Source organism: Nocardioides euryhalodurans, assembly GCF_004564375.1.
In the GTDB taxonomy this organism is placed as follows: domain Bacteria; phylum Actinomycetota; class Actinomycetes; order Propionibacteriales; family Nocardioidaceae; genus Nocardioides; species Nocardioides euryhalodurans.
In genome coordinates this window covers 249,135-266,168 of the sequence record NZ_CP038267.1, presented here as the reverse complement: position 1 = coordinate 266,168, position 17,034 = coordinate 249,135, and the positions used below count along the sequence as shown (strand labels likewise).

The following is a 17,034-nucleotide window of genomic DNA, read 5'->3' as shown; positions in this document are numbered from 1 at the left end:
ACGAGTTACAGGAGCGGCATGTCGTAGAAGCGGCAGATGCCTCCGAACTCGTCCGCCTGCAGGCTCGCGCCGCCGACCAGACAGCCGTCCACGTCGTTCTTGTCCATGATCCCCGCGACGTTGGCGGCCTTCACGGAACCGCCGTAGAGGACCCGTACGCCGTCGGCCGCTGCGTCGCCGTGGACCTCCCGCACCCGCTCCCGGATCGCCGCGCAGACCTCCTGCGCGTCGTCGGGCGTCGCGACCTCACCGGTCCCGATCGCCCAGACCGGCTCGTAGGCGACGACGAGCTCGGCCACCTGCGCGGCGGTGAACCCGGCCAGCGACCCGTCGACCTGCGCGAGCGTGTGGGCGACGTGCTCGCCGGCCTGCCGCACCTCGAGTCCCTCGCCCACGCACACGATCGGGGTCATTCCGGCAGCCAGCGCGCGGTGGGCCTTGCCGTTGACGACCTCGTCGGTCTCGGCGTGGTGCTCGCGGCGCTCGGAGTGTCCGACCACGACGTAGGAGCAGCCGAGTTTGGCGAGCATCCCCGCGGAGATCTCGCCGGTGTAGGCGCCGGACTCGTGGAGCGACACGTCCTGGGCGCCGTACTTCACGAGCAGCTGGTCGCCGTCCACGAGCGTCTGGACCGAGCGCAGGTCGGTGAAGGGCGGCACGACGACCACCTCGACCTGCGCGTAGTCGTGCTTCTTGTCCGACAGCGTCCACGCGAGCTTCTGGACCAGCACCACCGCTTCCTGGTGGTTGAGGTTCATCTTCCAGTTGCCGGCCATCAGCGGCGTGCGTGACATGGGGGTGCTCCTTCGTGCGAGGGGTGGTGCGGGGGTGGTCAGCGTTCGAGCACGGCGATGCCGGGCAGCTCCTTGCCCTCGAGGTACTCGAGGCTGGCGCCGCCACCGGTCGAGATGTGGCCGAACGCCGACTCCTCGAAACCGAGGGTGCGGACGGCGGCGGCCGAGTCGCCACCACCGACCACCGAGAGCCCGTCGACCTGGGTCAGCGCCTCGGCGACGGCACGGGTGCCGGCCGCGAACGCGTCCGACTCGAAGACGCCCATGGGCCCGTTCCAGAAGACGGTCCGCGCACTGCGTACGGCCTCCGCGAACGCCGCCGCCGACGTGGGGCCGATGTCCAGCCCGAGGCTGTCGGCGGGGATCGCGTCGACCGCGACCACCTGCGGCCGCGGCTCGCGGTCGCCGGAGGGGAACGCGGTGTCGACGACGATGTCGGTCGGCAGCACGATCTCGACGCCGGTCTCCTCGGCACGCGCGAGGTAGGAGCGGCAGGTGTCGAGCTGGTCCTCCTCGAGCAGGCTCGTGCCGACCTCGTGGCCCTGCGCCGCGAGGAAGGTGAAGACCATGCCGCCACCGATCAGCAGCCGGTCGGCCTGGCCCATCAGGTTGTCGATGACCCCGAGCTTGTCGGAGACCTTCGACCCGCCGAGCACGACGACGTAGGGGCGCGCAGGCTCGTGGGTGAGCCGGCGCAGGACGTCGATCTCGGTCGCCACCAAGGCCCCCATCGTCGACGGGAGCTGCAGCGCGATGTCGTAGACGGAGGCCTGCTTCCGGTGGACGACCCCGAAGCCGTCGGAGACGAAGGCGTCGGCCAGCTTGGCGAGCTCGCTCGCGAACGCGGTGCGGATCTCGTCCTCCTTGCTGGTCTCGCCCGGGTTGAAGCGGACGTTCTCCAGCACGGCGACCTGGCCGTCCTCGAGACCGGCGACGGTGTCGCTCGCGCTTGGGCCGACGGTGTCGGCCGCGAACGCGACGTCGGCGCCGAGCAGCTCGCCGAGCCGCGCCGCCACCGGCGCCAGGGAGTACGCCGGGTCCGGCTCGCCCTTCGGCCGGCCCAGGTGGGCCGTCACGACCACGCGCGCCCCTGCCTCGGCGAGGGTGCGGATGGTCGGGACGCTGGCCCGGATCCGGCCGTCGTCGGTGATCCGACCGTGGTCGAGCGGCACGTTCAGGTCGGAGCGGACCAGCACCCGCTTGCCACGGACATCGCCCAGCGCGCCGGTGAGGGAGTCGATGCCGGCCACGTCAGAGGGTGGCCCCGACGTGGACGATCAGGTCGGCGAGCCGGTTGGAGTAGCCCCACTCGTTGTCGTACCAGCCGAGCACCTTGACCTGGTTGCCGATCACCTTGGTCAGCGGGGCGTCGAAGATGCAGGACGCCGGGTCGGTGACGATGTCGGTGGAGACCAGCGGGTCGGTGGAGTACTTGAGGAAGCGGCCGTCGGCCGCCTTCTCGATGGCGGCGTTGACCTCCTCGACGCTGGTCTCACGACCGGCCTCGAAGGTGAGGTCGGTGGCCGAGCCGGTCGGCACCGGCACCCGCATGGCGTAGCCGTCGAGCTTGCCCTTGAGCTCGGGCAGGACCAGCCCGATCGCCTTGGCGGCACCGGTCGAGGTCGGCACCATGTTGAGCGCCGCCGCCCGGGCACGCCGCGGGTCCTTGTGGATGTTGTCCTGGAGGTTCTGGTCCGCGGTGTAGGCGTGGATGGTCGTCATCAGGCCCTTGACGATGGTGAACTCGTCGTTGAGCGCCTTGGCCATCGGCGCCAGGCAGTTGGTGGTGCAGGAGGCGTTGGAGATGACGGTGTGCGCGGCGGGGTCGTAGAGCTCGTGGTTGACGCCCATCACGACCGTGATGTCCTCGTTGGACGCCGGCGCGGAGATGATGACCTTCTTGGCGCCGGCGTCGACGTGGGCCTTGGCCTTGGTCGCGTCGGTGAAGAAGCCCGTGGACTCGACGACCACGTCGACACCGAGGGAGCCCCACGCCAGGTTGGCGGGGTCGCGCTCGGCGGAGACAGCGATCTCCTGGTCGCCCACCTTGATGGCGGACTCGGTGCTGCTCACGTCGGCGTCGAGCCGACCGAGGATCGAGTCGTACTTGAGGAGGTGCGCCAGCGACGCGTTGTCGGTGAGGTCGTTGACGCCGACGATCTCGATGTCAGCCCCCGAGGCACGCACGGCCCGGAAGAAGTTGCGTCCGATCCGGCCGAAGCCGTTGATGCCTACGCGTACGGTCACAGCGTCTCACTCCTGAGTGGATGGGTCGTGGGTACGCCCCGACCCTATCGCTAGCCACGACGGCCGACGAGGGTCCGGTCCCCGGTACGGATCGGTAATGTTGGAACGATCAAAGTGTGCTAGGCGCGGGGCGCCGCTCAGGCGTCCTCGGCCAGCATCTCCGGCGTCAGCGACGACTCCGTGTCGGGGATCCCGAGGTCCTCCGCGCGCTTGTCGGCCATCGCGAGCAGCCGGCGGATCCGCCCGGCGATCGCGTCCTTGGTCAGCGGCGGCTCGTGGAGCGCACCGAGCTCCTCCAGCGAGGCCTGCTTGTGCTCGAGGCGGAGGCTGCCGGCGAGCGCGAGGTGGTCGGGCACCTCGTCGGCGAGGATCTCCAGCGCCCGTTCGACCCGTGCCCCGGCCGCGACCGCGGCGCGGGCGGAGCGACGCAGGTTGGCGTCGTCGAAGTTCGCGAGCCGGTTGGCCGTCGCGCGGACCTCGCGGCGCATCCGGCGCTCCTCCCAGGCCATGAGGGACTCGTGGGCGCCGAGCCGGGTCAGCAGCGCGCCGATGGCGTCGCCGTCACGGATGACGACCCGGTCGACGCCGCGCACCTCGCGGGCCTTGGCCTGGATCCCGCCCAGGCGCCGTGCCACGCCGACGAGCGCGAGCGCGGCCTCGGGGCCGGGGCAGGTGACCTCGAGGGAGGACGAGCGGCCGGGCTCGGTCAGCGAGCCGTGGGCCAGGAAGGCGCCGCGCCACGCGGCCACCGCGTCGCAGCCGCCGCCGGAGACGACCGCCGGAGGAAGACCCCGCACCGGCCGACCGCGCTGGTCGAGCAGGCCGGTCTGGCGCGCGAGCGCCTCGCCGTCCTTGACGATCCGGACGAGGTAGCGGCTGCCCTTGCGGATGCCGTTGCCCTGGACCATGACGACGTCGGAGTGGTGGCCGTAGACCTCGGCGATGTCCTTGCGGAGACGACGGGCGGCGGCGCCGGTGTCGAGCTCGGCCTCGACGACGATCCGGCCACTGACGATGTGGAGCCCGCCTGCGAAGCGGAGCATCGAGGACACTTCCGCCTTGCGACAGCAGGTCTTCGTGATCTGGGTGCTGGCAAGCTCTGCCTTCACCTGAGCCGTCATCGCCATGGGCCGATCCTGCCACGCGCGTCAACAACCCTCGACGGCGGCAGCGGGGTCAGTCGGCCTCGACGATCGCGCGGTAGGCGGCGGCCAGCCGCTCGTGGTCGTGGCGTGCGGTGAGCTCGCCGTCCGGGCCCTCCTCGGCGAGCTCCGCCAGCACGAGCCGACCCCCCACGCCCTCGACCGCGGCCTCCAGCGCCGGGGCGTCGGCGACGGTCCGCTCCTCCACCAGCACCGCGTCGACGCGGAGCCCGGGGGCATAGGCCAGCAGCGCCCGCAGGTGGTCCTCCGGCCCCCACCCCTGGGTCTCCCCCTGCTGCGGCTCGAGGTTGAGCACCACGAGCAGCCGGGCGTCGGTCGTCTCGAGCGCCTCGCGCAGCTCGGGGACGAGCAGGTGCGGGATCACCGAGCTGAACCACGACCCCGGTCCGAGCACCACCCAGTCGGCGTCGAGGATCGACTGCACCGCCTCGGGGCAGCCGTCCGGGTCGGGCGGGTCGAGGGCGACGGACACGATCTCGCCGTCCGTGGTGGCCACCTCGACCTGCCCTCGTACGGTTGCGAGGTCGTCCCCCGGGCCGAGCCCCCGGACCTGGGCGGTGATGTCCATCGGCGTCAGCGCCATCGGCAGCACCCGCCCGCGGGCGCCCAGGAGCCGACCGACCCAGTCGAGGGCGCGGACGTGGTCGCCCATCCGCTCCCAGAGGCCCACGATCAGCAGGTTGCCGATCACGTGGCCGCGCATGTCGCCGTCGCCGGCGAAGCGGTGCTGGACCACGTCGGCCCAGGTCCGGCCCCACTCGTCGTCACCGCAGAGGGCGGCGAGCGCCATCCGGAGGTCCCCCGGCGGCAGGACGCCGAACTCGCCCCGCAACCGTCCGGAGGAGCCGCCGTTGTCGGCGACCGTGACGACCGCGGTGACCTGGTCGAGCGTGAGGTCGTCGTGGAGCCGACGGAGCGCGCTCAGCGAGGCGTGCAGCCCGTGGCCGCCCCCGAGGGCGACGGCCGACTGCGCGGTCGGCCGCACGTCACTCCCGACCGAGGTCGCGGTGGGTGGCACGGGCGTCCTGGCCGCTGGCCGACAGCCGGGCCGCGATCTCCTCGGTCATCGCGACGCTGCGGTGCTTGCCGCCGGTGCAGCCGACGGCCACGGTCATGAAGCGCTTGCCCTGCTCGAGGTAGCCGCGGGCGACGCCCTGCAGCACCGGGAGGTAGCCGTCGAGGAACTCCGCGGCCCCCGCCCGGCCCATGACGTAGTCGGAGACCGGCTCGTCGCGGCCGGTGAGGTCGCGCAGCTCGGGCACCCAGTGGGGGTTCGGCAGGAAGCGCATGTCCGCGACGAAGTCGGCGTCGACCGGGATGCCGTACTTGAAGCCGAAGCTGACGACGGTCACCTTGAGCCGGGTCGACTCGGGGTTGCCGAACGCCTCCGCGATCCGGTCGGTGAGCTGGTGGACGTTGAGGTTGGTGGTGTCGATGACGAGGTCGGCGTTGCTGCGGACGTCGCCGAGCACGACGCGCTCGCGCTGCAGCCCGTCGAGCAGACGGCCCGAGCCCTGCAACGGGTGGGGGCGGCGGGCCGCCTCCTGACGTCGCACCAGCACGTCGTCGCCCGCCTCGAGGAAGAGCAGCGTCGCCTTGCGACCGGTCGCGCCCTGGGCGAGGTTCGCGGTGAGCGACTGGAAGAACGAACCGGAGCGTACGTCGACGACGACCGCGATCGGCTGCTCGACGCCCCGGCTCTCGTCGACCAGGCGCACCACCTCGCGCAGCAGGGTGGGCGGCAGGTTGTCGACGACGTAGTAGCCGAGGTCCTCGAGCTCCTTGGCAGCGGTGCTGCGGCCGGCCCCGGTCATGCCGGTCACGACCACGAGCTCGCCGGTCTGCTGCTCCATCAGGTCTCCTCGATCTCGCCCGTGGCGGTGTTGACGGCGACAGTCTGGCCGCCGGACGCGGCGACCGCATCCTTGATGGCGGTGGCGGTCCGGACCCCGATGCCCGGGACCTCCGCGATCTCCTCCACGGTCGCGGCGCGCAGCTTGCGGAGCGAGCCGAAGTGCTTGAGCAGCGTCTTGCGCCGCACCTCGCCCAGACCGGGCACGTCGTCGAGCAGGCTCTCCACCATCGACTTCGAGCGCCGGTTGCGGTGGTGGGTGATGGCGAACCGGTGGGCCTCGTCGCGCACGCGCTGCAGGAGGTAGAGGCCCTCCGAGCTCCGCGGGAGGATCACGGGGTCCTCCTCGTCGGGCACCCACACCTCCTCGAGCCGCTTGGCGAGCCCGCACACCGGGATGTCGCCGAAGCCGAGCTCGGCCATGGCGTCGCGCGCCACCGCCACCTGTGGCGGGCCACCGTCGACGACGACCAGCCCGGGGGCGTAGGCGAACTTGCGCGGCCGGCCGGTCTCCGGGTCGACGAGCATGGGGCCGGACTCGGTGACCACCTCGGTGGAGCTGCCCTGCTCGTCGGCCAGCCGCCGGAAGCGGCGCGTGAGCACCTCGTGCATCGAGGCCACGTCGTTCTGGCCGTCGACCCCCCGGATCACGAAGCGGCGGTACTCGCCCTTGCGGGCCAGCCCGTCCTCGAAGACGACCATGGACGCGACCACCTCGGTCCCCTGGAGGTTGGAGACGTCGTAGCACTCGATCCGCAGCGGCACCTCGTCGAGCGACAGCGCCTGCTGGATCTCCTCCAGGGCGCGGTTGCGGGTGGTGAGGTCGCTGGCGCGCTTGGTCTTGTGGAGCGCGAGCGCCTGGGCGGCGTTGGTGGCCACCGTCTCCTGGAGGGCCCGCTTGTCACCGCGCTGGGGAACCCTGATCCGGACCCTGCTCCCCCGCAGGTCCGTCAGCAGCTCCTCGAGGACCTCGGTGTCCGGAGGGAGCGTCGGCACCAGCACCTCGCGCGGGATCTGGTCGCCCTCGCCGGCGTAGAGCTGGAGCAGGAAGTCCTGGACCAGCTCCGAGGTCCCGCCCTCGTCGACCCGGTCGGCCACCCACCCGCGCTGGCCGCGGATCCGGCCACCTCGGACGTAGAAGATCTGGACCGCGACCTCGAGCGGGTCCTCCGCCAGCGCCACCACGTCGGCGTCGGTGTCGTCGCCCAGCACGACGACCTGCTTCTCGAGCGCCTTCTCCAGCGCACCGAGGTCGTCGCGCAGCCGGGCGGCGCGCTCGTAGTCCTCGGCCTCGGAGGCGGCGTACATCTCCCGTTCGATGCGCTTGACGAAGGCGGCCGTGCGGCCGGCCATGAAGTCGCAGAGGTCGTCGACGATCGCGCGGTGCTCCTCCGCGGTGACGCTGCCCACGCAGGGCGCGGCGCACTTGCCGATGTAGCCGAGCAGGCACGGCCGGCCCATCTGGCCGTGGCGCTTGAAGACGCCGTTGGAGCAGGACCGCATCGGGAAGACCCGGAGCAGCTGGTCGACCGTCTCGCGGATCGCCCACGCGTGGGAGTACGGGCCGAAGTAGCGGGTGCCCTTCTTCTTGGCCCCGCGGCCCACCATCACGCGCGGGAACTCGTCGCCGACGGTGACGGCCAGCCAGGGATAGGACTTGTCGTCGCGGTACTTGACGTTGAAGCGCGGGTCGAACTCCTTGATCCAGCTGTACTCCAGCTGCAGGGCCTCGACCTCGGTCTTGACCACGGTCCACTCGACGCTCGCACCTGTCGTGACCATGGTCGCGGTCCGCGGGTGGAGGCCGGAGATGTCCTGGAAGTAGGAGGAGAGCCGGGCGCGGAGGTTCTTGGCCTTGCCGACGTAGATGACCCGGCCCCGGGCGTCACGGAAGCGGTAGACCCCCGGCCGGGTCGGGATGGATCCCGGTTCCGGACGGTAGGACGCGGGGCTGGCCACCGTTCAACCCTACGGGGCGCCACCGACGGTCCCGGCGACCCGGTGCACCCGGGTGGGCGGGGGTGGTCCAGACCACCTGTCAAAACCTCAACAAAGTGTATAACTTCGTGTAGAGGCAACCATCCTTCCCGGGACCCGACACGAGGAGATCGTCATGCACAAGCGCACCACCGCAGCCCTGGCCGCGGCCGGGGTCGCGGCCCTCACCGCCACCCTCCTTCCCGCCCCCGCCAGCGCCGGCGACCACGCCAAGCCCGCCCCGGCGAGCCTGGCCGAGCTGCTCGCCGCGGACGGCCTCGCCTTCGACCGCAACTGGAACGACTTCGACATCCTCGACCAGGCGGTCAACGACGTGCTGGCCGCCAAGCCCGGGAGCCCGGTCGGAGCGCTGGCCGACGGGTCCGCGACCCTGACCGCGTTCGCGCCGACCGACCGCGCGTTCCGCCGGCTGGTCAAGGACCTGACCGGCTCCAAGCCCGCCGACGAGGCGTCGGCGTACGCCGCGGCGGGCACGCTCGGAGTGGACACCATCGAGCAGGTGCTGCTCTACCACGTCGTGCTGGGAGCCGCGGTCACCTACGAGCAGGCACAGGCCGCCGACGGCGCGGAGCTGACCAGCGCCCTCGGCCCGGCGATCACCGTCGAGGTCTCGGGCAAGGGCAAGGTCTACCTGGTCGACCAGGACCCCGACAACCGCGACGCCCGGGTGCGAGTGCGGCAGACCGACCTCACCGCCGGGTCCCAGATCGCGCACGGCATCACGGAGGTGCTGCGCCCGGCCGACCTCTGAGCACCGACCTCACGGACCCCGTCGCCTCGCCCCGGGCGGCGGGGTCCGTGGCGTCCAGAGCCTCAGGCGAGGGTGATCTCGTCACCCTCCACGGTGATCGCGGTCTCGGCGAGGGGCTCGGTGGCGGGGCCGTTGACGACACTCCCGTCCTCGGCGCTGAAGACGCTGCCGTGGCAGGGGCACATGATCTGCCCCTCCTCGACCTTGTCGACCACGCAGCCCTGGTGGGTGCAGACGGCGGTGAAGGCCTTGAAGTCACCCTCGGTCGGCTGCGTGACGACGACCTTCTCGTCGTCGAAGATCGTCCCGCCCCCGACGGGGACCTCCGAGGTCGCCCCGAGCACGGTGCCCGCCGCGGCGCCCGAGCCGGAGTCGTCGGTGCCGGTCGAGGCGCCGTCGTCACCGCAGGAAGCCAGCAGCGGCGCCGCGACGCCCAGGCCCGCGACGCCGGCGATCGCGTGTCGACGGCCGATTCCGTCCGTGGTCATGGGTCCTCCTGCGCAGGGGGTGGAGTTCTCGTCCTCGACCCTACCCAGCGACCTGAGAGCAAGGTGAGAGCCGGCGTCCTCAGCGCTGCACGGAGGCCTTCCCGGTCGGCTTCCTGGTGGTCGGCTTCTTGGCCGCCGCCTTCTTCGTCGGCTTCGCTGGCGCCTTCGCCGGCGTACGTCGCCTCGACGGCTGGGCGGCCTCGCGGCCCTCGAGCAGCGGCCGCAGGAACGCCCCGGTGTGGCTCTCGGGGTGGACGGCGACGTCCTCGGGCGTGCCCTCGGTGACGACCACGCCACCGCGCGAGCCGCCCTCGGGGCCCATGTCGATCAGCCAGTCGGCGGTCTTGATGACGTCGAGGTTGTGCTCGATCACCAGCACCGTGTTGCCCTTGTCGACGAGGCTGGACAGCACGCCGAGCAGTCGGCGGATGTCCTCGAAGTGGAGCCCCGTCGTCGGCTCGTCGAGCACGTAGACGGTCCGCCCCGTCGAGCGCTTCTGCAGCTCGCTGGACAGCTTGACCCGCTGCGCCTCGCCGCCGGACAGCGTGGTGGCGGGCTGGCCGAGCCGGACGTAGCCGAGCCCGACCTCGCACAGGGTCGTCATGTGGCGCGCGATGGCCGGGACGGCCGCGAAGAACTCCTTGGCCTCCTCGATCGGCATGTCCAGGACCTCGGCGATGGTCTTGCCCTTGTAGTGGACCTCGAGCGTCTCGCGGTTGTAGCGGGCGCCGTGGCAGACCTCGCACGGCACGTAGACGTCGGGGAGGAAGTTCATCTCGATCTTGATCGTGCCGTCTCCGGAGCAGGCCTCGCAGCGCCCGCCCTTGACGTTGAACGAGAAGCGACCCTGCTGGTAGCCCCGCATCTTGGCCTCCGGGGTGGAGGCGAAGAGCTTGCGGACGTGGTCGAAGACGCCGGTGTAGGTCGCCGGGTTGGACCGGGGAGTGCGCCCGATCGGCGACTGGTCGACGTGGATGACCTTGTCGACCTCGTCGACACCGGTGATCTTGCGGTGCCGGCCGGGGACGGTCCGGGAGCGGTAGAGCTGCTTGGCCAGCGAGGTGTAGAGGATGTCGTTGACCAGGGTCGACTTGCCGGAGCCGGAGACGCCGGTGACGGCGACGAAGAGGCCGAGCGGGAAGGCGACGTCGATGTCCTGGAGGTTGTGCTCGCGGGCGCCGTGGACGACGATCTCGCGACCCTTGGTGCGCGGACGGCGGACGGCGGGCACCGGGATCTCCCGGCGGCCGGAGAGGTACTGGCCCGTCATCGAGTCGGGGTGGTCGAGCAGGCCCTGGACGGTTCCGGAGTGGACGACCTGGCCGCCGTGCTCGCCGGCGCCGGGACCGATGTCGACGACCCAGTCGGCGGTCCGGATGGTGTCCTCGTCGTGCTCGACGACGATGAGGGTGTTGCCGAGGTCCTTGAGCCGGGTGAGGGTCTCGATGAGCCGGTGGTTGTCGCGCTGGTGGAGCCCGATCGACGGCTCGTCGAGGACGTAGAGGACGCCGACCAGGCCGGCGCCGATCTGGGTGGCCAGCCGGATCCGCTGGGCCTCACCGCCGGAGAGGGAGCCGGAGGGGCGGTCGAGGGAGAGGTAGTCGAGGCCGACGTCGAGCAGGAAGTTGAGCCGCTCGAGGATCTCCTTGAGCACCCGCTCGCCGATCTGCTTCTCGCGGGAGGACAGGTCGAGCCCACGCAGGAAGTCGGCGGTCTCGTTGATGGGCAGCGAGCAGACCTCGGCGATGTTGCGGCCGCCGACGGTGACCGAGACCGAGACCGGCTTGAGGCGCGAGCCCGAGCACGCCGGGCACGGCACCTCGCGCATGAAGCCCTCGAAGCGCTCCCGGCTGGTGTCGGACTCGGCCTCGCGGTGGCGGCGCTCGATGTAGGCCTGCACGCCCTCGAACTGGGCGTAGTAGGAGCGCTCGCGTCCGTAGCGGTTGCGGGTGACGACGTGGACCTTGGTCGAGTGGCCCCACAGGATCGACTTCTGCGCCTTGGCCGACAGGTCCTGCCACGGGGTGTCGAGGTCGAAGCCGAGCTCGTCACCGAGGGCGCCCATGAGGCGCTGGAAGTAGTCGGCGACGTGGGCCTGGCTCCACGGCTGGATGGCACCCTCGCCCAGCGAGGCGGCCGGGTCGGGGACGACCAGCTCGGGGTCGACCTCCATCCGGGTGCCGAGGCCGTGGCACTCGGGGCAGGCGCCGAAGGGGCTGTTGAAGGAGAACGCCCGCGGCTCGAGCTCGTCGGTGTCGATCGCGTGGTCGTTGGGGCACGACATCTTCTCGGAGAACCGGAGCTCGCGGCCCGGGTCCTTCGCGTCGAGGTCGACGAAGTCGAGCAGCACCAGGCCGCCGGCCAGGTTGAGCGCGGTCTCGACCGAGTCGGTGAGCCGGCGCTTGGCGGAGCCCTTGACAGCCAGCCGGTCGACCACGACCTCGATGGTGTGCTTCTTCTGCTTGTCGAGCTTGGGCGGCTCGCTGAGCTGGTGGGTCTCGCCGTTGACCCGGGCCCGGGAGAACCCCTGCGTCTGCAGCTGGCGGAAGAGCTCGACGTACTCGCCCTTCCGGCCGCGGATGACCGGGGCGAGCACCTGGAAGCGCCGCCCCTCCTCGAGCGCGAGCACCCGGTCGACGATCTGCTGCGGGGTCTGCCGCTCGATGGGGGCCCCACAGGTCGGGCAGTGCGGGTGGCCGATCCTGGCGAAGAGCAGCCGCAGGTAGTCGTAGACCTCGGTGATCGTGCCGACCGTGGAGCGGGGGTTCTTGGACGTGGACTTCTGGTCGATGGAGACCGCGGGCGAGAGGCCCTCGATGAAGTCGACGTCCGGCTTGTCCATCTGGCCGAGGAACTGCCGGGCGTACGCCGACAGCGACTCGACGTAGCGGCGCTGGCCCTCCGCGAAGATGGTGTCGAAGGCCAGGCTCGACTTGCCGGAGCCGGACAGCCCCGTGAAGACGATGAGCGCGTCCCGGGGAAGATCGATCGAGACGTCCTTGAGGTTGTGCTCGCGCGCACCTCGGACGATGAGCTGGTCGGCCACTGCGGTCCCTCGGCGTGTTCGGACGTGTTTCGAACAAGTGTTCGGCATCGGGGCCGGCGTCGCAACCCCGCCACGCCGACGCCTCCCAGACTCTCACGTCAGGCAAGATGGGCCCATGTCGCATCCCCTCGACCTCGCCCACCTCGTCACCGCCGGGCAACGGCTGGTCAGGAGCGTCGACGCACTCAGCGGCGACGACTGGTCCGGCCCCTCGCTGCTCCCCGGGTGGACGCGGGCCCACGTGGTGGCCCACCTCGCCCTCAACGGCGAGGCGCTGGGCGGCGTGCTGGGGGGCGTGGTCGAGGGCGAGCCGGTGCCGATGTACGTGTCGCAGGAGAGCCGCGACGAGGACATCGCGGAGCTCGCCGGGGCCGAGCACTCGGAGATCCGGCAACGCCTCCTCGCGGCCACCACCACGTTCCTCGACGCCGTGCAGGCGGTACCGGAGGACGCGTGGTCGGGACGCTTCGAGCGGACCACGGGGGGCCCGACCTTCCCGCTCGACGCGGTGCCGCTGATGCGGGTGCGCGAGATCGAGATCCACCACGTCGACCTCGGCACGGGCTACTCCCCCGACGACTGGCCGAAGCCGTTCGCCGAGACCGTCGTCGACGGCATGGTGAAGCGGCTCGACCCGGGGGCCGGCTTCCGCGTCGCCCCGCTCGACAGCACCCGGACCTGGGAGGTCGGCACGGTCGACGACGAGTCGATCGGGGTCACCGGCCCGGTCGCCGCGTTGGCCTGGTGGCTCACCGGCCGCGACCCCGGCGACCAGGTGAGCGCCACCCGCGGCGAGCTCCCCGAGATCGGGGGCTGGTGATGGCCTACACCGGAGCCGTCTCGCCCGGGGGCGAGCCCGACGTGCGTGAGCTGTCCCACCTGCGGATCACGAAGGTGGCGGTCGACCCCGACATGTCGAACAACTGCTACCTGCTGCGCTGCGCCGCCACCGGCACGCAGGTCCTGGTCGACGCGGCCGCCGAGGCCGACGGGCTGCTGCGACTCGTGGGTGACGACGGCCTGGCTGCCGTGGTCACGACCCACCAGCACTGGGACCACCACCGCGCCCTGGCCGAGGTGGTGGCGGCGACCGGCGCCGAGGTCGTCGCGGGCGCGCCCGACGCGGACGCGATCACCGAGCAGACCGGGGTCGAGGTGACCCGGCGGGTCGGTGACGGCGACGTCGTGGGCGTGGGCGACTGTGAGCTCGAGGTGATCGCCCTGGTCGGGCACACCCCCGGTTCCGTCGCCCTGCGCTACCGCGACCCCGACGGTCACGACCACCTCTTCACCGGCGACTCGCTCTTCCCGGGCGGGGTCGGCAAGACCTGGTCGGCCGAGGACTTCGCGACGCTGGTCGACGACGTGGAGACCAAGGTGTTCGGCCGGCTCGCCGACGACACCTGGTTCTATCCCGGACACGGCGACGACTCGACGCTCGGCACCGAGCGGCCGTCCCTGCCGGAGTGGCGCGAGCGCGGCTGGTAGCCGGGCTCAGTCGACGAAGGGGTTGGTCGCGAGGGAGACGAACCGCTCCTGGTGGCGACGGGCCCGTGGGACGCCGAGCTCTCGCAGGGCCGCGTTGGCGACGGCCATGAAGGGCGCGGGGCCGCACAGGAACACGTCGCGGCCGGCGTACGGCGCGGCGAAGTCGCGCAGCTGCTCCTGGGTCGGCAGTCCCCGGTCCGTCTCGAGCCAGTGCTCGACGACGAGCCGGTCGGGGTGCGCCTCGGCCAGCCGCCGCAGCGGCTCGGCGAAGATCACCGACTCCTCGTCGCGGTTGGCGTCGAGCAGCACCACGTGGCCGGTCCCGTCCCGCATCGCCGCCCGGACGATCGACATCACCGGCGTGATGCCGGACCCGGCGGCCAGGAGCAGCAGGTCGGCGCTCCGGTCCTTGGGCGTGAAGATCCCGCTCGGGGGCAGCACCCGGAGCACGTCCCCGACCGCGAGGTGGTCGTTGATCCAGCCCGAGGCGTAGCCGTCTCGGGTCCGCTTCACGGTGACGGTGAGCGGCTCGCCGGGAGGGACGCACAGCGAGTAGCAGCGGGCGACGAGACCGGTCCGCTCGGACGGGACGGCGAGGGTGAGGAACTGACCGGGCGCGAAGGCGAACTGCTCGGCGTGCTCGGCCGGCACCTCGAGCACCACGGAGACCGCCTCGCGGGTCTCGGGGCGCACCTCGGCGACGGTCAGCTCGTACGACGTCTCGGCCACGGGGGCGATTGTGCCCGCGGCCCGGTCGATGCCCGCGACAGGGCACGTGGTCTTCGCCATACTCGGCGACGTGCACCCCGACGACCCCGCCGCGCGACTCGACGAGCGGGTCGACACGTGGCGGCCCGACCTGGTCCGCTCGATCGGGCGGGTCTGGCCCGACCGCACCGCTGCCGAGCACGCGGAGCTGGCCGACCGCCTGGTCGCCGTGGCCCGGGCCGGGTACGCCGGCCGCCCTGCCGACCTGCGCGCGCTCGACGAGCGGCGGCTGGCCGAGCCGGACTGGTTCCAGCGGCCCGACATGCTGGGGTACGCGGCGTACGCGGACCGCTTCGGCGGGACCCTCGCCGGCGTCGCGGAGCACACCGGCCACCTGCGCGACCTGGGCGTGACCTACCTCCACCTGATGCCTCTGCTGACCCCCCGCCCGGCGCCGAACGACGGCGGTTACGCGGTCGCCGACTACCGCAGCGTGCGGCCCGACCTCGGTGACGTCGAGGACCTGCGCGACCTCGCCACCACCCTGCGTGGCGAGGGGATCAGCCTCTGCCTCGACCTGGTCCTCAACCACGTCGCGCGCGAGCACGCGTGGGCAGCCGCGGCCCGCGCCGGTGACGCCGACAAGCGGGCGTACTTCCACATCCACCCGGACCGCTCGGTGCCCGACGCGTTCGAGGCGACCGTGCCGGAGGTCTTCCCCGACTTCGCCCCCGGCAGCTTCACGTGGGACGACGAGGTCGACGGCTGGGTCTGGACGACGTTCCACGACTACCAGTGGGACCTCGACTGGGGGAACCCCGACGTGGTCTGCGAGTTCGCGGAGATCGTCTGCTTCCTCGCCAACCTCGGCGTCGAGGTGCTGCGGCTGGACGCGATCGCCTTCCTCTGGAAGCGGCTCGGCACCTCCTGCCAGAACCAGCCCGAGGTCCACGACCTGACCCGGATCCTGCGAACGGTCGCAAGGATCGCCTGCCCGGCCTTGCTCTTCAAGGCCGAGGCGATCGTCGGCCCCGCCGACCTCCCGGCCTACCTCGGCGTCGGCGACAACGCCGGCCGGGTCTCCGACCTCGCCTACCACAACAGCCTCATGGTGCAGCTCTGGTCGATGCTCGCCTCGCGCGACGTCCGGCTCGCCGCCGTCGCGCTGCAGCAGCTCCCGCAGCCGCCGGCGATCACGTCGTGGCTGACCTACGCCCGGTGCCACGACGACATCGGCTGGGCGATCGACGACACCGACGCCTGGCGTGCCGGCCTCGAGGGGGCGGCCCACCGCCGCTTCCTCTCGGACTGGTACGCCGGGGTCTTCCCCGGCTCGTGGGCGCGGGGGCTGGTCTTCCAGGACAACCCGGCCACTGGCGACCGACGGATCTCGGGGTCGCTCGCCTCCCTCGCGGGCCTGGAGTCCGGTGACCCGGGGGCCGTCGACCGGATCCTCCTGGTCCACGCGGTGATCCTCGGGTTCGGGGGGTTGCCGGTGCTGTGGATGGGTGACGAGGTGGGCCTGCTCAACGACCTCGGCTGGGCCGACGACCCGGCCCACGCCGGCGACAACCGCTGGGTGCACCGGCCCCGGATGCCGTGGGACGGCGACAGGCCGGTCGTGCCACCGGGTGCCGAGCCCGTCGCGGCCGGCGTCCGCCACCTGCTGCGCACCCGCGCCGCGCTCCCCCACCTGCACGCGGCTCACCCGACCGAGACCTGGGATCCCCGCGACCCGGGCGTGCTCCTCGTCGTGCGCCGGGCGCCGGAGGGGCCGCTGCTGCTCGCCGCCAACGTCACGGACGAGGAGCGCTGGGTCGCCGACGACGTCCTCCACTGGCTGGGCCTGCACTCCCCCCGCCTCACCGACGCGATCACCGGTGCTCGTCCGGAGCTCCGCGACGGGGCGGTCCGGCTGGCGCCGTACCAGTGCGCCTGGCTGTACGCGGCCCGCGGCTGATCAGAGCATCCGGCGCAGGATCCTCGGGCGCAGCGTCAGGAACAGGTGGGCGGCGAGCGCCGCGAAGAACGCCAGGTGGGTCGCGACGTGGAGGGGCAGCACGTCGTCGTCGCCGACCCCGACGAGCAGCAGCCCGGTCGCCGGCATCAGGAAGAGCAGCACCAGCAGCACCCGCTCGGTCCAGTGGGCGAGGCGTCGCTGTCCCTCGGAGAGGTGCTCCGACCAGGGCGGGAGCCCGGCGACCCGGCGCCAGACGACGCGGGCGACGGCGAGCAGCAGGATCGTCACCCCGATCACCACGTGGACCCTGACGAGGGTCTCGGGGTCGTCGAGGTAGGAGGAGTCCTCGCCGCCACGGCCCCGACCACGACCGCTCTCCCCGCTGCGGCCGCGGCCTCGGCCGCGGCCGCTCCCCGAGTCGTCGGCCTCCATCAGCCAGCCGACCGTGAGCTGGGCGGTCAGGGCCAGCACCGTCAGCCAGTGCAGCCCCTTGCCGACCCAGCCGTAGCCGTCCGGTCCGTTGCGTGCCCCCATGCCGG

General features: G+C 72.1%; 15 protein-coding genes. 4 read left to right on the top strand and 11 right to left on the bottom strand.

Annotation, left to right across the window (positions count from 1 at the left end; all coding sequences use genetic code 11):
* Positions 1-5: 5 nt before the first annotated feature.
* The 7 genes from tpiA to uvrC form a co-directional block, all read right to left on the bottom strand.
* Positions 6-794 carry a triose-phosphate isomerase gene (gene tpiA, locus EXE57_RS01235; RefSeq protein ID WP_135073250.1) on the bottom strand — a complete coding sequence of 263 codons (789 nt, stop codon included), beginning with the start codon at positions 792-794 and terminating at the stop codon, positions 6-8.
* A gap of 38 nt (positions 795-832) precedes the next feature.
* Entirely contained in the window at positions 833-2,044 is a 1,212-nt protein-coding gene (locus EXE57_RS01230; RefSeq protein WP_425271694.1) for a phosphoglycerate kinase, read from the bottom strand.
* 1 nt (position 2,045) lies between these two features.
* Entirely contained in the window at positions 2,046-3,041 is a 996-nt protein-coding gene (gene gap, locus EXE57_RS01225) for a type I glyceraldehyde-3-phosphate dehydrogenase (protein WP_135073248.1), read from the bottom strand.
* 137 nt (positions 3,042-3,178) lie between these two features.
* Positions 3,179-4,168, bottom strand: a complete 990-nt coding sequence (gene whiA, locus EXE57_RS01220; protein WP_135073246.1) for a DNA-binding protein WhiA — start codon at positions 4,166-4,168, stop codon at positions 3,179-3,181.
* Between the two features lie 49 nt (positions 4,169-4,217).
* Positions 4,218-5,222 (bottom strand): gluconeogenesis factor YvcK family protein, encoded by a 1,005-nt coding sequence (locus EXE57_RS01215; protein ID WP_135073244.1) that lies wholly within the window; start codon positions 5,220-5,222, stop codon positions 4,218-4,220.
* Positions 5,191-6,057 carry an RNase adapter RapZ gene (gene rapZ / locus EXE57_RS01210; protein ID WP_135073242.1) on the bottom strand — a complete coding sequence of 289 codons (867 nt, stop codon included), beginning with the start codon at positions 6,055-6,057 and terminating at the stop codon, positions 5,191-5,193. Before rapZ ends, EXE57_RS01215 begins: the two co-directional genes overlap by 32 nt.
* Positions 6,057-8,015: an excinuclease ABC subunit UvrC gene (gene uvrC / locus EXE57_RS01205; protein WP_135073240.1), complete on the bottom strand. Its 1,959-nt coding sequence runs from the start codon at positions 8,013-8,015 to the stop codon at positions 6,057-6,059. Before uvrC ends, rapZ begins: the two co-directional genes overlap by 1 nt.
* Before the next feature lie 154 nt (positions 8,016-8,169).
* On the opposite strand from uvrC, the gene EXE57_RS01200 reads away from it, so the two are divergent.
* Entirely contained in the window at positions 8,170-8,805 is a 636-nt protein-coding gene (locus tag EXE57_RS01200) for a fasciclin domain-containing protein (protein WP_135073238.1), read from the top strand.
* 62 nt (positions 8,806-8,867) lie between these two features.
* Here EXE57_RS01200 and EXE57_RS01195 read toward each other — a convergent pair whose 3' ends face one another.
* Both EXE57_RS01195 and uvrA read right to left on the bottom strand, forming a co-directional pair.
* The gene (locus EXE57_RS01195) at positions 8,868-9,293 is read right to left on the bottom strand and encodes a Rieske (2Fe-2S) protein (RefSeq protein WP_135073236.1); all 426 of its coding nucleotides are present in this window, start codon (positions 9,291-9,293) and stop codon (positions 8,868-8,870) included.
* A gap of 79 nt (positions 9,294-9,372) precedes the next feature.
* Positions 9,373-12,339: an excinuclease ABC subunit UvrA gene (gene uvrA, locus EXE57_RS01190; protein WP_135073234.1), complete on the bottom strand. Its 2,967-nt coding sequence runs from the start codon at positions 12,337-12,339 to the stop codon at positions 9,373-9,375.
* A gap of 115 nt (positions 12,340-12,454) precedes the next feature.
* Between uvrA and EXE57_RS01185 the strand changes: the two genes are divergently transcribed.
* Positions 12,455-13,159: a maleylpyruvate isomerase family mycothiol-dependent enzyme gene (locus EXE57_RS01185; protein WP_167305776.1), complete on the top strand. Its 705-nt coding sequence runs from the start codon at positions 12,455-12,457 to the stop codon at positions 13,157-13,159.
* Positions 13,159-13,827, top strand: a complete 669-nt coding sequence (locus EXE57_RS01180) for an MBL fold metallo-hydrolase (protein WP_135073230.1) — start codon at positions 13,159-13,161, stop codon at positions 13,825-13,827. Before EXE57_RS01185 ends, EXE57_RS01180 begins: the two co-directional genes overlap by 1 nt.
* 6 nt (positions 13,828-13,833) lie before the next feature.
* Here the strand turns inward: EXE57_RS01180 and EXE57_RS01175 are convergent, their stop codons facing one another.
* Positions 13,834-14,556, bottom strand: coding sequence for a ferredoxin reductase domain-containing protein (locus EXE57_RS01175; RefSeq protein WP_244246939.1), 723 nt, complete (start codon positions 14,554-14,556; stop codon positions 13,834-13,836).
* A 28-nt stretch (positions 14,557-14,584) separates the two neighbouring features.
* Between EXE57_RS01175 and EXE57_RS01170 the strand changes: the two genes are divergently transcribed.
* Positions 14,585-16,495 (top strand): alpha-amylase family protein, encoded by a 1,911-nt coding sequence (locus EXE57_RS01170; protein ID WP_135073226.1) that lies wholly within the window; start codon positions 14,585-14,587, stop codon positions 16,493-16,495.
* Here the strand turns inward: EXE57_RS01170 and EXE57_RS01165 are convergent, their stop codons facing one another.
* Entirely contained in the window at positions 16,496-17,029 is a 534-nt protein-coding gene (locus EXE57_RS01165) for a cytochrome b (RefSeq protein WP_135073224.1), read from the bottom strand.
* Between the last annotated feature and the right edge of the window lie 5 nt (positions 17,030-17,034).